Annotated in this window: 15 protein-coding genes; 10 read left to right on the plus strand and 5 right to left on the minus strand. The window is 71.3% G+C overall.

The annotated features are described in order from the left end of the window. Positions 1-153 precede the first annotated feature (153 nt). The 5 genes from H295_RS0107770 to H295_RS0107790 all read left to right on the plus strand — a co-directional run bounded on the left by H295_RS0107770 (position 154) and on the right by H295_RS0107790 (position 3,749). Positions 154-1,161: a hypothetical protein gene (locus tag H295_RS0107770; RefSeq protein WP_028809165.1), complete on the plus strand. Its 1,008-nt coding sequence runs from the start codon at positions 154-156 to the stop codon at positions 1,159-1,161. 167 nt (positions 1,162-1,328) lie between these two features. Further along, entirely contained in the window at positions 1,329-2,345 is a 1,017-nt protein-coding gene (locus H295_RS0107775) for an iron-containing redox enzyme family protein (RefSeq protein WP_020134782.1), read from the plus strand. Further along, the gene (locus H295_RS0107780; RefSeq protein ID WP_020134783.1) at positions 2,346-3,050 is read left to right on the plus strand and encodes a HemK2/MTQ2 family protein methyltransferase; all 705 of its coding nucleotides are present in this window, start codon (positions 2,346-2,348) and stop codon (positions 3,048-3,050) included. Beyond that, on the plus strand, positions 3,031-3,240 hold the full coding sequence (locus H295_RS0107785) for a CDGSH iron-sulfur domain-containing protein (RefSeq protein WP_020134784.1): 210 nt from the start codon (positions 3,031-3,033) through the stop codon (positions 3,238-3,240). The genes H295_RS0107780 and H295_RS0107785 overlap by 20 nt, the downstream gene beginning before the upstream one ends. A gap of 137 nt (positions 3,241-3,377) precedes the next feature. Beyond that, the gene (locus H295_RS0107790) at positions 3,378-3,749 is read left to right on the plus strand and encodes an STAS domain-containing protein (RefSeq protein WP_020134785.1); all 372 of its coding nucleotides are present in this window, start codon (positions 3,378-3,380) and stop codon (positions 3,747-3,749) included. 134 nt (positions 3,750-3,883) lie between these two features. On the opposite strand, the gene H295_RS0107795 is transcribed toward H295_RS0107790, so the two are convergent. Continuing rightward, complete coding sequence (locus tag H295_RS0107795; protein ID WP_020134786.1) at positions 3,884-4,318, minus strand: protease inhibitor; 435 nt, start codon at positions 4,316-4,318, stop codon at positions 3,884-3,886. Positions 4,319-4,641: 323 nt separating this feature from the next. Between H295_RS0107795 and H295_RS0107800 the strand changes: the two genes are divergently transcribed. The 3 genes from H295_RS0107800 to H295_RS0107810 all read left to right on the plus strand — a co-directional run bounded on the left by H295_RS0107800 (position 4,642) and on the right by H295_RS0107810 (position 7,202). Further along, entirely contained in the window at positions 4,642-5,205 is a 564-nt protein-coding gene (locus H295_RS0107800; protein WP_020134787.1) for a hypothetical protein, read from the plus strand. Positions 5,206-5,274: 69 nt separating this feature from the next. Beyond that, the gene (locus tag H295_RS0107805) at positions 5,275-5,973 is read left to right on the plus strand and encodes an alpha/beta fold hydrolase (protein ID WP_020134788.1); all 699 of its coding nucleotides are present in this window, start codon (positions 5,275-5,277) and stop codon (positions 5,971-5,973) included. 59 nt (positions 5,974-6,032) lie between these two features. Then, on the plus strand, positions 6,033-7,202 hold the full coding sequence (locus H295_RS0107810; protein WP_020134789.1) for a lactate 2-monooxygenase: 1,170 nt from the start codon (positions 6,033-6,035) through the stop codon (positions 7,200-7,202). A gap of 91 nt (positions 7,203-7,293) precedes the next feature. Here H295_RS0107810 and H295_RS0107815 read toward each other — a convergent pair whose 3' ends face one another. From H295_RS0107815 to H295_RS0107825, 3 genes are all read right to left on the minus strand, one after another. After that, positions 7,294-8,910, minus strand: coding sequence for an RICIN domain-containing protein (locus H295_RS0107815; protein ID WP_020134790.1), 1,617 nt, complete (start codon positions 8,908-8,910; stop codon positions 7,294-7,296). A 582-nt stretch (positions 8,911-9,492) separates the two neighbouring features. Continuing rightward, entirely contained in the window at positions 9,493-9,870 is a 378-nt protein-coding gene (locus H295_RS0107820; protein ID WP_020134791.1) for a hypothetical protein, read from the minus strand. A 3-nt stretch (positions 9,871-9,873) separates the two neighbouring features. Then, a complete protein-coding gene (locus H295_RS0107825) occupies positions 9,874-10,119 on the minus strand; it encodes a hypothetical protein (protein ID WP_028809167.1) in 246 nt (81 codons plus the stop codon). Between the two features lie 202 nt (positions 10,120-10,321). Here H295_RS0107825 and sigJ point away from each other — a divergent pair, with 202 nt between their 5' ends. Continuing rightward, a complete protein-coding gene (gene sigJ / locus H295_RS0107830) occupies positions 10,322-11,233 on the plus strand; it encodes an RNA polymerase sigma factor SigJ (protein ID WP_020134793.1) in 912 nt (303 codons plus the stop codon). After that, positions 11,230-12,759, plus strand: a complete 1,530-nt coding sequence (locus H295_RS0107835) for a cytochrome b (RefSeq protein ID WP_020134794.1) — start codon at positions 11,230-11,232, stop codon at positions 12,757-12,759. Before sigJ ends, H295_RS0107835 begins: the two co-directional genes overlap by 4 nt. Here the strand turns inward: H295_RS0107835 and H295_RS0107840 are convergent. After that, the gene (locus H295_RS0107840; protein WP_028809168.1) at positions 12,704-14,947 is read right to left on the minus strand and encodes a glycoside hydrolase family 9 protein; all 2,244 of its coding nucleotides are present in this window, start codon (positions 14,945-14,947) and stop codon (positions 12,704-12,706) included. The genes H295_RS0107835 and H295_RS0107840 overlap by 56 nt on opposite strands. Between the last annotated feature and the right edge of the window lie 246 nt (positions 14,948-15,193).

Below are 15,193 nucleotides of genomic sequence, written 5' to 3' on the forward strand. Positions count from 1 at the left end.
AGGGCCGCCGTCAGCAGGGAGACGGCGGCCCTTCCCGTTGCCGTGGCGACCGACCGGGCCCGGCGCACGCACCGTAGGGCACCTGTGGCTCACAGCGACGCCGGAATCGGCGCCGAGCGTTGGAGGAGGCCGACGATGGGTACCCACAGGGCCATGCGAACAAGCGTGGTGGATGTGGGTTCGAACACCGTGCGTCTGGTGGTGGCGGACACCCAGGACGGCGTGCCGCTTCCGGTGCACACGGCGAAGTGGCGGCTCAGGCTGTCCGACGACGTGCGGCCGGGCGGGCCGGTGCCGGAGGAAGCCGTGGAACGGCTGGTGGAGGCGGTCCAGCAGGCGGACCAGACGGCGGCGAGATGGGGCGCGGCCGGACCGCTGGCCTTCGCGACCGCCGTCGTGCGGGCGGCGCCCAACCGCCAGGAAGTGCTGCGTACCGTACGGCAGCGCACCGGCGTCGGCCTGTACACCCTGCCCGGCGAGGTGGAGGCCGAGCTCACCTTCCTCGGGGCGCGGCGCTGGATGGGCTGGCGGTCGGGGCCGCTCGCCCTGATGGACATCGGCGGCGGCTCGTTCGAGGTGGCCTTCGGGCGCGGCCGGCTGCCCGACTTCGTGGCCTCGCTCCCGCTGGGCGCGGGACGGCTGACCCATGAGTTCTTCGAGGGCCAGGACCCGCCGCCCGCCGAGCTGGTGCGGGCGCTGCGCCGCAAGGTCCGCCATCAGCTGCGGGACGTCGCGGCCCGGATCCGCTGGGAGGGCCCGCGCACCGCGGTCGCCACCTCACGGACCTTCCAGCAGCTGGGACGGCTGTGCGGGGCACCGGCAGGACGCCACGGACCCTTCGTGGAACGTCGGTTGCGCCGCTCCGACCTGCGCGAGGCCGTCGCCGCCCTGGCCGCACTGCCCTCCTCGCAGCGGGCCGAACTGCCCGGCATCTCCGCCCCGCGGGCCCTCCAGAGCCTGGCGGGCGCGGTGATCGGGCACACGGCGATGAAGCTCACCGGCCTCGAGAGCGTCACGATCTGCCCCTGGGCGATCCGTGAGGGAGTGCTGCTGCGGCACATCGAGGACGGCCCGTCCTGGTGGGCAGAGATAGCCCGCCGCAACGAGGAGACCGCGCTCCCGGACCCGGTGCCGCTACGCATCGCGGCCGCCACCCGCTGAGCGAAGACCGACAGAGTCAGAGGGAGAGTGACCTGCTCCGGCGGCGCGCTCGCCATGCCGTGCAGGTCGGCGGGCGCACCACGTGATCAGTCGAGCACGAGGGCCTTCATTCCGCCTCGGAGTACCCGCGGGCGGGTGACGCACTTCGCCGCGGGTACTCGGCGCGCATGCCAGACGATCGTCATCAGGAACCCGCACTGCCGTCGGCCCGGGGCCCGGTCTCCGCGGCCGTCCGGGACCATCTGCTCGGCACCGGAGCGCTCCCCCGCCACGAGTCCGTCGCGGGCGCGGACGTGTACGGCGACGACCTCCAGCTCGCCCTGTACCTCTGCTACGAACTGCACTACCGCGGTTTCGCGGGCGTGGCCGCCGCCCGGGAGTGGGACCCGGACCTGCTGCGCACCCGCGCGGCGCTGGAGCACCGTTTCCTGTCCGCGCTGCGCACCGACACCACGGTGCACGACAGCGTCGAGGAGGCGGTCGCCGACCTGCTCGTGGAACCGGTCGAGGGCTCGGGAGTCAGTCACTTCCTGAGCAAGGAGGGCGAGCTGTGGCAGGTCCGCGAGTACGCGGCCCAGCGCTCGCTGTACCACCTCAAGGAGGCCGACCCGCACGCGTGGGTGCTGCCCCGGCTGTGGGGCCGGGCCAAGGCGGGGATGGCGGCGGTGGAGTTCGACGAGTTCGGCGGCGGCCGACCCGAACGTGTCCACGCTCGCCTCTTCGCCGACCTGATGACGGACCTCGGCCTGGACACGACGTACGGGCACTATCTGGACGCGGCCTGCGCGGAGATGCTCGCGACGGTGAACCTCATGTCGCTGCTGGGACTGCACCGCAGCCTGCGCGGGGCGCTGGTGGGTCACTTCGCGGCGGTCGAGATCACCTCCTCCCCCGGCTCCCGGCGCCTCGCCGACGCCATGCGCCGCACGGGCGCGGGACCGGCCGCCGAGCACTTCTACGACGAGCACGTCGAGGCGGACGCGGTCCACGAGCAGGTCGTCCGCCACGACGTCATCGGCGGCCTGCTGGCCGAGGAACCGCATCTCGCCCCTGACGTGGCCTTCGGCATCAACGCCACCGGTTTCGTCGAGGACCGCCTCGGGGAGCGCCTGCTGGACGACTGGCGCGCCGGGCGTTCGTCCCTGCGCACACTCCAGGCTTCCGAAATCTCCCATATTTCCTGAATGCCGGGGTACTTGGCCGACGTGAGATCACTGATTCCGCCTCTGGCCCTTCCCGGTGTCTACGCACCGCAGGAGGACACCGCGCTCCTGGCAGGGGCTCTGTCCGAGGAACCGCTGCACCCGGGCGCCCATGTCCTGGACGTGGGTACCGGGACCGGCGCACTGGCGCTCCAGGCGGCCCGCCGGGGCAGCCGGGTGACCGCGGTGGACGTGTCCTGGCGTGCCGTGTGCACCACCAAGGCGAACGCCTGGCTGACCGGGGCGTCGGTCCGGGTCCACCGCGGGAACCTCTTCACGCCCGTGCGGCACCAGTCGTTCGACCTCATCCTGACCAACCCGCCGTACGTCCCCGCCCCCGTGCGGGACGGACGGCCGCCGCGCGGACGGGCGCGGGCCTGGGACGCGGGCCATGACGGCCGCTCCGTGCTGGACCGGGTCTGCCGGGAGGCACCCGGGCTGCTGCGGCCCGGCGGTGTGCTGCTGATCGTGCACTCCGCACTGAGCGATCCCGGGCGGACCGTACGGCATCTGCGCGGGGCGGGGCTCAAGGCCGCGGTGACCCGTCGTCACCGGATCGCTTTCGGACCGGTGTTGCGGGAGCGGGTGGACTGGCTGCGGGAGCGCGGCCTGCTGTCCGGGGACTCCGGCGACGCCGCCGAGGAGAAGGAAGAGCTGGTGGTCGTCCGTGCCGAACTCCCCGTCTGAGGACGAGCGTCCGTGCCGCGTCCGGATCCAGCACCAGGGCCCGCTGCTGGTGGAGGGCCCCGTGGAGGTGGAACTGGAGGACGGCAGCACGGTCGCCTCCGACCGCTTCCGGGTGGCCCTGTGCACATGCCGGCGCAGTAAGCGCTACCCCTGGTGCGACACCAGCCATCGGGAACGCAAGCGGCTATAGACAGAAAGTCAATACGATCGGCGGAGATTCACCGGGTCGAGTGAACCAGCTCTTGCGGACCTCACGGGATGGATGCTCCCGGCCGCTCCGGGGTAATTACGGAGCCCGAACGCGTCCCTCGCCGAGGTGGAGCGGCCATGACGCCGGAGTCCGACGACCACGCTCCCGAACCGCCCGCGGCGAACCCGTATGCCCGCACCCGGGTCCTCGACGCCTTCACGGTCGTGGAGGCGGCCGGAGAGATCGATCTCGCGACGGCGGACTTCCTGGCCGAGCACCTGGCCGCGGCGACCGCGACCGCCCGGCCCGACGTGCTGGTCGACCTGCGGCGCGTGGAGTTCTTCGACTGCTCGGGGCTGCGCGTGCTCTGCCGCGCCGACTCCCGGGCCAAGGAGCGCGGCGGGCGCCTGCGCGTGGTCACCGACGATCCCCGGCTGCACCGGCTGCTGCGCGCCTCGGGCCTGTGGGCCCGCTTCACGCCCCTGCCGTCGATTCCCCGGGTGCGATGACCGAGGGGCCGGCGGACGGCCCCACTCCGTCCGCCGGCCCTCGAAGCGGGATCGCCGGGTTCCGTGAGAGAGGGGTAGCACTCCCCAGTTGCGGGCCCCTCGGGCAGATCACGTCACCCCACGATCCCGGTCTCTCAGAACGCGAAGACGCTGGTCCCGAAGGCGTCCTTCACGCACTCGTTGGCGAAGGTGCGCTCGTAGGAGACGCGCTTGCCCCGCCAGACGCCGTCGACCGTGACCACCACGGGGTTGTACTCCCGGGTGCACTGGACGTCGGACCTGGCCCCGAGGGCATCGAAGTCCCCGTCGGCGGCGCGCAGTTCGGCGCAGGCCGGGCTCGCGGCCGGGTGGGTGCCCGAGGGCCTCGGGGCACAGGTGAGGGTCACGGCCCGTTCCGGGGTGACGGTGGCGGCGCTGTCGCCGTGGCCGAGGGTGAGCACGAGAGCCGAGGGGGCGTAGAGGCTCTGGGGGGCGGCGGCCGGCTCGGCGAGCGCGGCCCCGGTGAGGGGCCCGCAGACGGCGGTGGCCGTGAGGCCGAGGGTCGCTGCCCAGCGCGCGGTGTTCCGCATTGTGTGCATCCTTCCGCTGGATTCGAGGGTGTCGCCGTCCGACTCGGTCGGTGCCGGAGCGGCGAGCGCGAGTCTGCCGAGTCCTGGCCCGAACTTCACATCAGCCCCACAGTTTTCAGTAACCTTGCGTGTTGAATCAGTGGCGGGAAGTCACATCATCCGAACAGTCGAGCCCCTCAACCGCACGGATCTCGATCATTCGTTCCGGCCGGATGGCCTGTTTACCCCGCCTCTGCAATAGGCCTGAAACATTCCGCTTCCGCTCTCGGCGCACCCCGCCGAGACCCCTTGCGTTCATGGAAGGGTGGAGTAATCGTCATTACATGATTACTCAGGAACAGCGAGAGAAGCTGCGCGGCTGGTTCACCGGCCGTCTGCCCGACGATCTCTTCGAGGCGCTGGTCGAGGTGACCGTCGACCGCGAGGAGATCACCGTGATCGGCCGCATCCCCGGGCCGCGGCTCGCCGAGGGCGTCTCGGCCGCCGAGCGGGATGCCGCCGTGCGGGGCCGGATCCAGGAATTCCGGGAACGCACCCGCGAGGAGCGCGTGGAGGTCGCCCGCGAGGCCGAGCACACGTTCGGCCGCAAGGTGTCCTGGGGCGTGGAGTGCGACGGCGAGCGCGCCCTGTTCACGCATGTGGCGGCCCCCGTCATGACCCGGCTCCGGCAGCCCGAGCGTCAGGTCCTGGACACCCTCATCGCCGCCGGGGTCGCCCGCAGCCGCAGCGACGCGCTCGCCTGGTGCGTCCGGCTGGTGCAGCGCCACACCGACGACTGGCTGGCCGAACTTCGGGAGTCCCTGGAACACGTCCAACGGGTGCGGGCCCAGGGGCCGGACGCCGAGCAGGCGAGCGACTCCGCCGACGGGAGCCCCGAGGGCGGATGAGACGGCCGGCCCGGGTACCGGACCCGACCTCCGGCGGCGCGGTCGCCGCCCTCGGCTACATTGCGGCACATGACCAACTACGTACTGGTGGCGGGCGCGAGGCTCGGGGCGTCGGCATGGGACGAGGTCGCGGCAGAGCTGCGCGCGGCCGGGCACGCACCGCATCCGCTGACCTTGTCGGGCCTCGCGGAGAAGCAGGGTGTCCCGGCGGGACAGCGGACTCATGTGCGGGACATCGTCGACGAGGTCGAGCGGCTGGATCTGCGGGAGGTGGTGCTGGTCGGGCACAGCTACTCGGGCGTCCCGGTCGGACAGGCGGCCCAGCTGATCGGTGGCAGGCTGCGGCGCGTGGTGTTCGTCGACGCGAGCGTCCCCGTCGACGGGGAGTCCTTCCTGGACGGCTGGCCCAGCGACGACGTCCGCAGGACCATCGAGGAGAGCGGCGGCTTCTGGCTCCCGGTGGGTCCGGAGCACTTCGCCGACCAGGGCCTGACGGACGAGCAGATATCCCGGCTCATCACCCGCACGTCCCCGCACCCGGGCGCCACCCTCACCGAACCCGCCGTCCTCACCGGCCCGTTGGACAAGCTCCCGGCCACCTACGTCAAGTGCCTCCTCGACGGCGAGGAACCGATGCCGGTCGTGGCCGAGCTGCTGAAGAACGACAGCTGGGAACTGGTCGAGATGGACACCGGTCACTGGCCGATGTTCTCCCGGCCCCGCGAACTGGCCCGCATCCTCGCGGAGCTCGGCACGACCGCCTCCTGAACTCCTGGCACCTCCCGGATATCGTCGGCGCACTCGACGAGGAGAGGCGGCAGGGACCGATGGCCAAGCACTGGGCGGACTTCCAGTACGAGATCTACCTGAACGGGATGTCCGGCGCGGTGCCCCGGCTGCCCACGGACCTGACCCGCCTCGAAGAACTCACCGAACAGCGGCTGGGCCCCGGCCCGGTGGGCTATGTGGCGGGCAGCGCGGGTGACGGCAGTACGGCGCGGGCGAACCGGGCGGCTCTCCAACGGCGCCGGATCGTCCCGCGCATGCTGCGGGACGTGCACGAACGCGACCTGTCCGTCGAGGTGTTGGGCCGCACCCTGCCCGCACCGCTGGCACTGGCGCCGGTCGGGGTGCTGTCGATCATGCACCCCGAGGCGGAGTCCGCCGCCGCCCGCGCCGCCGCGGCCCAGGGCGTGCCGTACATCCTCTCGTCGGCCTCCAGCACACCGATGGAGCAGGTCGCCGAGGCGATGGGGGACGCCGAGCGCTGGTTCCAGCTGTACTGGCCGAAGGACCCGGAGGTCGCCCTCAGCTTCCTCGGCCGGGCCAGGGCCGCCGGGTTCACCGCCCTGGTCGTCACTCTGGACACCCCGCTGCTGTCCTGGCGGCCCCGCGATCTCGACCAGGCGTACCTGCCGTTCCTGCACGGCGTGGGCACCGCCAACTACTTCTCCGACCCGGCCTTCCTGGCGGGTCTGGCCAAGCCGGTGCACGAGGACCCGAACGCGGCCGTGCTGCACTTCGTCGGCATGTTCGCGGACCCCGGCAAGACCTGGCCCGATCTCGCGCTGCTCCGGGAGCACTGGGACGGCCCGATCGTGCTCAAGGGCATCCTGCACCCGGACGACGCCCGCCTCGCCGCCGACGCCGGGATGGACGGGGTCGTGGTCTCCAACCACGGCGGCCGGCAGGTGGCCGGGTCCGTCGCGGCGGCCGATGCGCTGCCCCGGGTGGTGGAGGCGGTGGGCGAGCGGCTGACGGTGCTCTTCGACAGCGGGGTCCGCACCGGCGACGACGTCTTCAAGGCCCTCGCCCTCGGCGCCCGAGCGGTGCTGCTCGGACGGCCGTACGTCTACGGTCTCGGGCTCGACGGACAGCCGGGCGTCGAGCATGTGATCCGCTGCCTGCTCGCCGAACTGGACCTCACCCTCGCCCTGTCGGGCCACGCGACGCCGGCCACGATCGGTCCCGAGGACCTTGTGGAGGACCCCGCCTGAGGGAAGATCCGCCCGAGGGAGTCCCGCCTGAGGGGAGGCCTCCGCGTACGGAGACCTCCCTGTGGCGGCCCGGTTCGGGGCGGGACCGCCGCTAGACCCGGCTCCTGAGCGCCGCCGGCCGGGCCTGCGGGGCCTCGCTCCCGGTGACCGACAGCGATCCGGGGCTCGCGACCGCGGGCGGGTCGGTCAGCCAGCGCTGCTCCTGCGAGCCGTCGCGGACCTTGACGACGATGTCGGCGCCCGCCTCCCCGGTGGTGGCGGCGAGGGCGAGCTGCTCGTCCCAGCGGGGGATCAACTCCCCCTGCACGGTGAGGTCGTAGCGCACGTCCTGGGCCCGCTTCGCCTTGTCCTCGGCGCACTCGCCGAGGATGACCACTCCCGCGTCCACGTGTGAGTCCAGGCACAGCTCCGGGTTGGCCTCGCTGCGCAGCAGCCCGTCGGCCTCGTACGACCACTGCTGGGTCACATCGGTCGAGCAGGCCGCCAGTTCGGTGCCGGCGCCCTCCTTCACCGTGCCCCGGATGTCGAGGCAGAGGCCGGAGGCGGCGTTGCGCAGCCGGGTCACGGCCGGCGCGGTGGGCAGCTGGGCGGTGCCCGGAGTGCGGGGGCTCGTGCTCGGGACGGTGTCGTTGCCGGTGGCGCTGGTCGAGGCGGCCGGGTCGGCGCCGTCGTCGTGCGACCACAGGCCGGTGGCGAGCATCGCCGCGAGGATCCCGGCGGAGGTCAGGCCCACTCCGGTGAGCACCGTGCGCGAGGAGCGCGGACCGCTGCCCGTGCCGGGGGTCCGGCGGCCGGGAGTCGGGATGCGCGCCAGGATGCGGCGGCGTTCCGCGCCGTGCCGGCCGCTCCCCCGGCCGCGGGCCGAGTCCGGGGGCGTACGCCCGGCGCGCAGTTCGAGATAGCGCCGGGCGCCCCAGCCGAGCACCGCCTCGGCGACGAGGACACCGAGCCCGCCCTCGAAATGGCTCAGTTGTTCCGCGGCGGAACGGCAGTAGGGGCACTCCGAGAGATGCTGCTCGACATCCGGCAGCAGGGCGCCGCCGCGTCGAATCGGAACATCGAGGAGGCGGTTGTAGAAGCGGCATTCCTTGGTCGGCGCGAGTTCCCGATGGGCATGTACACATCCTTCCCGGAATTTTTCACGCGCCTGTTCGAGCGCTGCCGACGCGGTGTCGGCATCCATGCCGAGGAGTGCGGCGGGCACCGCAATCGAGTCGGCCTCGACCTCGGTGTGCCACAGCAAGCAGCGGGCCAGTCCGGGAAGGGACTGGAATGACCGCTCGGCGAGCTTGCGGTTTTCCGGGGTCATGGACTTCGCGGCCCGCATCCCGCGGCCGCCGTTCGGTTTCACCAAGTCCGGCAGCACACCCGTTATTCGGTCCTCCGCCGTCCACTCCCTGACCGTGTCCCGCACGGCCACGAGGGTTCTCGGGCGCAGGGCGAGGGCCGGTTCGCCGAGGGCGAGGCGGTCCAGGACCTGGTGGAAGGCGGCAGCGGCCACCATGGAGGCGGTCTCGGACGGGGACGCCAGACAGATCACCGCGTATTCCTGGGCCGGTTTCCAGTGGCGGGCCATGAGCAGGGCGACGGACTGGGCGGCCTCACCGTCGGGACGCCCTCTGAGCCGGGCTGCGAGATCCTCGTCGGATTCTCCGGACGCGCCGCCCGGCGGCGGGTAAGGCGGAAGCGGTGGGTGGGGGGTGGGCACTGAGCGGATTCCTTCCCAGGGGCATGGGACTCACAGAAGTTCTCCTTGCCGAAAAGAAGTGCCGGACGGGGCATCCCTTTTGGGCGCGGCGTGGGAAGCACGAATTCGCCGACGCCTCCTCGACCCGGTTCCCCACGAGACGAATACGACCCGGCCCTTGCCCCCCACTCAGGTGGTTCACCCTTGCACAAGTCACTCACGGCCAACAAGGCACCCGGGCAACATCCACGCCAATTGAAAGCGCGTCAGCAGCCGCCGCAACTGCGCCTCCTCGCACTGGCTTTCGCCATTCCATGCGCCCCGTGTGAAACCCGCGCACGCGCCGGAGCGCCGCGCACGCTCCCCCGAGGGGCCGACCGGTAGTGCACTGGTACCGGCCCTTCTCGGAGGCCCCGCGCGGAACGGCGGCTCTCCCGCGCGAAACCCCGGCCGCCGACCCCGTTCCTCCCGCCCTCGGTCGGCGGCCCCGGGGCGGGACGACCGAGGGCCGGCGGCTCGGCCCGGGTCCCCTTCCCTACGTCCACGGCACCCGGGTCGTACGCCACGGCTTCGCACGGACCCCCTGCCCAGTGCCCCCGGGCTTCAGATCTGCCAGGAGCGCAGTCGGTCCGCCGCGCCGTACACGTCGGTCTTGCCGGAGATCAGGTCGCGGGCGAGGTCGACGAGGGCGCCGTACGGCGGGTCGATGCCCACGCCGCTGACGAACATGTAGGCCACGGCGGTGGCGCACGCGAAGCGGGCATTGGCGGACGGTAAGGGCTTGAGCAGGGCCAGGGTGTGCAGCAGAGCGGCGGCCCGCCAGGCCGGGTCGGAGTCGACGCCGAGACGCGGCGGATCGACCCGGTGCCGGGCGACGGCGGCGACGAGCGCCGAGAAGTCGTTGATCGTGGGCTGCTCGGGCAGGACCTCTTCGTGCCGCTGAAGCAGCCAGGGCACGTCGATGTGGACGACGGAAGCCATCGGTCAGGCGACCCGCCCCGCGCCCTTGCCCGCCGGTTCGTCCTCGGGGAAGGCGGCGGCGAACTCGTCGGCGTGGGTGGAGAAGAACCGCCGGAACGCCTCCGCGCCTTCCTGGAGGGCCCGGTGCCGCGCGATGTCCGCCGCGGCGGCCTCCCGCACGAGGGCCTTCATCGACGTACCGCGCTCCTTGGCGATCTGCCGCAGGTCCTCCAGCTCGCGATCGCTGAACTCCACATTGAGAGCAGGCATGCCCTCACGGTACCGCGCGAGGTACTCCACCGTAAATACTCGCAGGTCAGATCCATATCACGGCGGTACCGCAGCCGTCCCCGACCATGCCGCCACGGCACGCACCGTCGTGAGGCGTGGGTCACACTCCGCCCCCTCCATGTCACATTCCGGGCCCCGGAAGGCCTCGCATGAGTGAGCGCGCTACTGGGAGGCCCACCCGATGACCGAGATCCCCGTGCCCGGCGGCACCGAAGACCCGACCGGCGTCTTCGTCGAGCACCGTGAACTGCTGTTCGGCGTCGTCTACACCATGCTGGGCAGCGTCACCGACACCGAGGACGTCCTCCAGGACGCCTGGCTGTCGTGGTCGCGCCGGGGCACCGGCGGTGTCGACAACCCGCGTGCCTACCTGGTCCGGATCGCCGTCAACCACGCCCTGACGCGGCGGGCCGTGGTCGACCGCCGCCGTGAGACGTACGTCGGCCCGTGGCTGCCCGAGCCCCTGGTCACCGAGGAGCCGGGCGCCGACGACCCGGCGCTGCGGACCGAGTCCGTGTCACTGGCGATGCTGGTGGTCCTGGAGTCGCTGTCCCCGCTGGAGCGCGCGGTGTTCGTGCTCCACGAGGTGTTCGGGTACGCCCACACCGAGATCGCGGAGATCATCGACCGGAAACCGGCCGCCGTACGGCAGTTGGCGCATCGCGCACGGGTGCACGTGCACGCCCGCCGACCGCTGTACAAGGCGCATCCGCGGGTGCGCCGGGAGGCGACCGAGCGGTTCGTGCGGGCCGCCGTCGGCGGGGACATCGCGGAGCTGATGGAGATCCTCGCCCCGGACGTGACGGTGTGGACCGACGGCGGCGGGCTGCGCAAGCAGGCGCTGCGGCCGGTGCACGGCCGGGACAAGGCCGCCCGGCTGCTCAACGGGTACGCGCAGCGGGGCGGGGCCCACCTGGATCTGGAGCTGCGCCACCGGCGGGTCAACAGCGACGACGCGGCCGTGCTGTTCGCGCACGGCTCGCCGTACGCGGTGATCGTCCTGGACCTCACCCCGGAGGGCGACCGGGTGGCGAACGTCTTCGTCGTCACCAACCCCGACAAGCTCACCCACGTCAAGAAGGAGGAGGCGTGACCACCACGGAACAGCGGGCGGAGCAAGGCAGGGGCGAGCGGCTGTCCGGCTGGCTCGACGGCCGGCTCGGCACTCGCACCCTCGGCGCGAAGTACCTGCGCAAGGTCTTCCCGGACCACTGGTCCTTCCTGCTGGGCGAGATCTGCCTGTACAGCTTCGTCGTGCTGGTCCTGACCGGGGTGTGGCTCACCCTGTTCTTCCATCCGTCGATGAACGAGGTGACGTACCACGGCAGTTACACACCCCTGAACGGCGTGCGCATGTCGGAGGCGTACGCCTCGACGCTGGACATCAGCTTCGACGTGCGCGGCGGGCTGCTGATCCGCCAGCTGCACCACTGGTCGGCGCTGGTCTTCGTCGCCGCGATGCTCACGCACATGATGCGGCACTTCTTCACCGGCTCGTTCCGCAAGCCGCGTGAGGTCAACTGGCTGTTCGGCTGGGCCCTGTTGTTCCTGGGCCTGTTCGAGGGCCTCTTCGGCTACTCGCTGCCGGACGACCTGCTGTCGGGCACGGGCCTCAGGTTCGTCTACGGCGCCACGCTGTCCGTACCGGTCGTCGGGACGTATCTCGCGCTGTTCCTGTTCGGCGGCGAGTTCCCCGGCCATGACATCGTGGCGCGCTTCTACTCGCTGCACATCCTGGTGATCCCCGGCATCATGGCGGCCCTCGTGGTGGCCCACCTGATCCTGGTCGTGTACCACAAGCACACCCAGTTCGCGGGCCCCGGAAAGACCGAACGCAATGTGGTCGGCACGCCGTTCTTCCCGGTGTACCTGGCGAAGGCGGGCGGCTTCTTCTTCCTGGTCTTCGGAGCACTGACCGTCATCGCGGCCGTGGCATCCGTCAACCCCGTCTGGTCGTACGGCCCTTACCGCGCCGACCAGGTCTCCACGGGCGCCCAGCCGGACTGGTACCTCGGGTTCGCCGAGGGGCTGGTGCGGGTGATGCCGGGCTGGGAGGTCACCCTGTGGGGCCACACCCTGGTCCTCGGGGTGCTGATCCCGGTCGTGGTCTTCCCGCTGCTGCTGGTGTTCATCGGCGTCTACCCGTTCCTGGAGGCCCGGTTCACCAGGGACCGGCGGGAGCACCACCTGCTGGACCGCCCGCGCAACAGGCCGGTGCGTACCGCGATCGGTGCCTCCTGGATCAGTCTGTACCTGATCCTGCTGGCGGGCGGCGGCAACGACATCGTGGCGACCCGGCTCCACCTGTCGATCAACACGGTCACCTGGGCCGTGCGGATCGGTGTGCTCGTCGTCCCGGCGGTCGTCTTCGTGGCCACCCGGCGCATCTGTCTCGGTCTCCAACTCCGGGACAGGGAGCTGGTGTTGCACGGCCGGGAGACCGGTGTGATCAAGCGGCTGCCGCACGGGGAGTACGTCGAGGTGCACCAGCCGCTCGATCAGGCCCGGCTCCACACGCTCACCGCGCACGAGCGGCCCGGTGAGCTGGTGGAGCATCCGAAGGTCAGCCTTGATCCGCCACGAAGGACGCCATCCGGGTCAGGGCCGAGTTCCAGTTGATGGTGTGCTCGTTGGTCGCCCAGGACTGGATGTCGTCGATGTAGCAGAACTGGCCGACGCAGCCCTGGAGTTTGCTCTGTGCGTAGGGGTCCTGGATCCCTGAGTTCGGCCCGCCCGCGAGGGTGCCCTTCGGCGGGTTCGGCATGTTCGGGTCGAGCTGGTGGGCGTACCAACGGGCGTGCTGGTTGTGGGAGTTGACCTCGCCGTAGCCGGTCACGTACGACATGTTGAGCGCGTTGCGGCCGAAGATGTAGTCGATGCCCTGGAGGGCGCCGTCCCGGTACTTCGAGGCACCGGTGATGTCGTAGGCGGTGGCGATGACGATCCCGTTGTGCAGGATCTGGTGGTTGGAGCCCCAGTCGTAGAGGTTGCCGTCGGGGGCGTACGGAAGGCCGTACGGCTGGGCCTTCAGGGTGGCCAGGTAGCGGTCGGCACCCTTGACGACCGACTGCCTCACCTTGTCGCGGCCGGGCAGCTTGCTGGGCACGGTCGCCAGGTCCAGCCGGGCCGCGGCGGCCGTGCGGGCCCAGTCGTAGCCGACGGGGACGAAGATGTCGGCGGTGTGGACGGGTGAGGCGAGGACGTAGTCCTGGAAGGCCTTCTCGCCCGTGGTGAGGTACAGCTCGGCCGCCGCCCAGTAGAACTCGTCGGTGACGTTGTTGTCGGCGTAGGTGCCGCCTCCGGTGCCGTCGCTCTCCGAGGCGTACAGGTCGGGGTGGGCGAGCGCGGCGGTCCAGGCCTTGCGGGCGGCCGTCAGGGCCTTGGCCGCGAACGCCTTGTCGTACGGCTTGTACAGGCGGGCGGCCTGGGCGGCCGCGGCGGCGAGGTTCAGGGTCGCCGCGGTGGACGGCGGGTGCAGTTCACGCTTCTGCGGGTCGTCGCTCGGCAGCAGCGGCAGGCCGGTCCACTGCTCGTCGTGGATCTTGTGGTGGGCCATCCCCGCCAGCGGCTTCCCGTCCGGCACCTGCATCTTGAGCAGGAACTCCAGCTCCCAGCGGGCCTCGTCGAGGATGTCCGGGACCTTGTTGCCGCTCTCGGGGATGGCGAGGGTGCCGTCGCCGAGCTTCCCCGGCTCACCGGTGCGGGCCAGCAGTTCACGCTCGTACGTGCTGAGCAGTTCCCAGGTGGAGATGCCGCCGTTGACGACGTACTTGCCGTGGTCACCCGCGTCGTACCAGCCGCCGGTGACGTCGAGGGTGTAGTCGCACACGCCTGGCTGGCAGGGCACGTTCTTGTCGCCCTGGTTGGGGGCCACGTTCACGTGACCGGCGGCACGGCCGTAGCCCGGGCGCAGGTCGTCGCGGATCGCGATGCCGCTGCGCTGGGTGTAGTAGTACTTGGCCGCGTCCAGCCGGAGCTGCTCGTAGGCCGAGGCACCGATGTCGAAGGGCCGGCTGGTCTCGCCGTCGGCGACCAGGGTGAACCCGGTGCCCTTCTTCCGGTAGGCGCCGAAGTCGATCGAGTGGACGTTCTGCCCGGAGGAGGCGTCGACACCGCGCGGCAGGGTCGAGCCGTGGGCGACGACGGCGCCGGAGGCGTTCTTGAGCTGCCAGGGCAGCTTGGTCGTGGCGTCCGTGACCAGGGTGGCGCTCTTCGGCCCGGCGGGCAGATAGGCGACCTGGTTGACCCGCACGCGCGGTCCGGTGTCGGGCTCGTACACCTCGGGCGGGACCCCGCCCAGCAGGGACACGTCGTCCATGCAGAAGCGGAACGGGTCGGCGCTGCCGCCGAGCTGGAAGCCGACCTGGCCCTGCGCGGTGTCGACGGGCGAGGTGAACGTGTAGGTGTAGGCGTTCCCGGAGACGCTGAGCTGCGGGCTCACCTCGAAATAGGTGTCGTAGGGCGACACTTGCAGCCCCACGATCGCGCGCAGGACGTGCCCCTCGGGCGAACCCTTCGCGGTGAAGGAGAACTTGTACGACTCCCCCTTCACCAGGGTCACGTCGTTCTGGCCGACGGCCGCGTCCCAGCGGTTGGCGGTGCCGCCGGGCACGTCCGCGCAGAGCTGTCCGTCGGACAGTCCCGCGGTGACGTTGCTGGTCGTCCACCAGGGCTCGGCACCGGTGTCGAAGGTGCCGTTCTTGAGCTGCTCGACCTCGTCGGCGGCGGCTCCGGACGCGGGGAGGCCCGCGAGTGCCGTCCCCATGAGGGCCGCAAGGGCCAACAGGGCGGTTCTGTGTCGTTTCACGTCTGGGCTCCTCTGGAGAGGTGCGGGCGACGCTCGTGATGGGAGCGCTCCCAGAAGCGGACGGACGCCATGCTTGTTGCAGGCATGACACTGCGTCAACCACCGGGCAGCGCCAACTTGTCACGCGACCGTCATAACGCCTCTCCCTCGTCGAGGCCCAGAAGCGCCCACAACTGATCGTGACCGCACAGGACCTGACGGTAAGCCACATACGGCCGTCGAGGACGCGGTGAGCCGCTTCCGCCC

This window comes from Streptomyces sp. 351MFTsu5.1 (assembly GCF_000383655.1).
Classification (GTDB): domain Bacteria; phylum Actinomycetota; class Actinomycetes; order Streptomycetales; family Streptomycetaceae; genus Streptomyces; species Streptomyces griseorubiginosus.

Bases quoted from the DNA above. Each gene is read 5' to 3' on its own strand.
- H295_RS0107770 (WP_028809165.1), top strand. From the start codon at position 154: ATGCGAACAAGCGTGGTGGATGTGGGTTCGAACACCGTGCGTCTGGTG.
- H295_RS0107775 (WP_020134782.1), top strand. From the start codon at position 1,329: ATGCCAGACGATCGTCATCAGGAACCCGCACTGCCGTCGGCCCGGGGC.
- H295_RS0107780 (WP_020134783.1), top strand. From the start codon at position 2,346: ATGCCGGGGTACTTGGCCGACGTGAGATCACTGATTCCGCCTCTGGCC.
- H295_RS0107790 (WP_020134785.1), top strand. From the start codon at position 3,378: ATGACGCCGGAGTCCGACGACCACGCTCCCGAACCGCCCGCGGCGAAC.
- H295_RS0107795 (WP_020134786.1), bottom strand. From the start codon at position 4,318: ATGCGGAACACCGCGCGCTGGGCAGCGACCCTCGGCCTCACGGCCACC.
- H295_RS0107800 (WP_020134787.1), top strand. From the start codon at position 4,642: ATGATTACTCAGGAACAGCGAGAGAAGCTGCGCGGCTGGTTCACCGGC.
- H295_RS0107805 (WP_020134788.1), top strand. From the start codon at position 5,275: ATGACCAACTACGTACTGGTGGCGGGCGCGAGGCTCGGGGCGTCGGCA.
- H295_RS0107810 (WP_020134789.1), top strand. From the start codon at position 6,033: ATGGCCAAGCACTGGGCGGACTTCCAGTACGAGATCTACCTGAACGGG.
- H295_RS0107820 (WP_020134791.1), bottom strand. From the start codon at position 9,870: ATGGCTTCCGTCGTCCACATCGACGTGCCCTGGCTGCTTCAGCGGCAC.
- H295_RS0107825 (WP_028809167.1), bottom strand. From the start codon at position 10,119: ATGCCTGCTCTCAATGTGGAGTTCAGCGATCGCGAGCTGGAGGACCTG.
- sigJ (WP_020134793.1), top strand. From the start codon at position 10,322: ATGACCGAGATCCCCGTGCCCGGCGGCACCGAAGACCCGACCGGCGTC.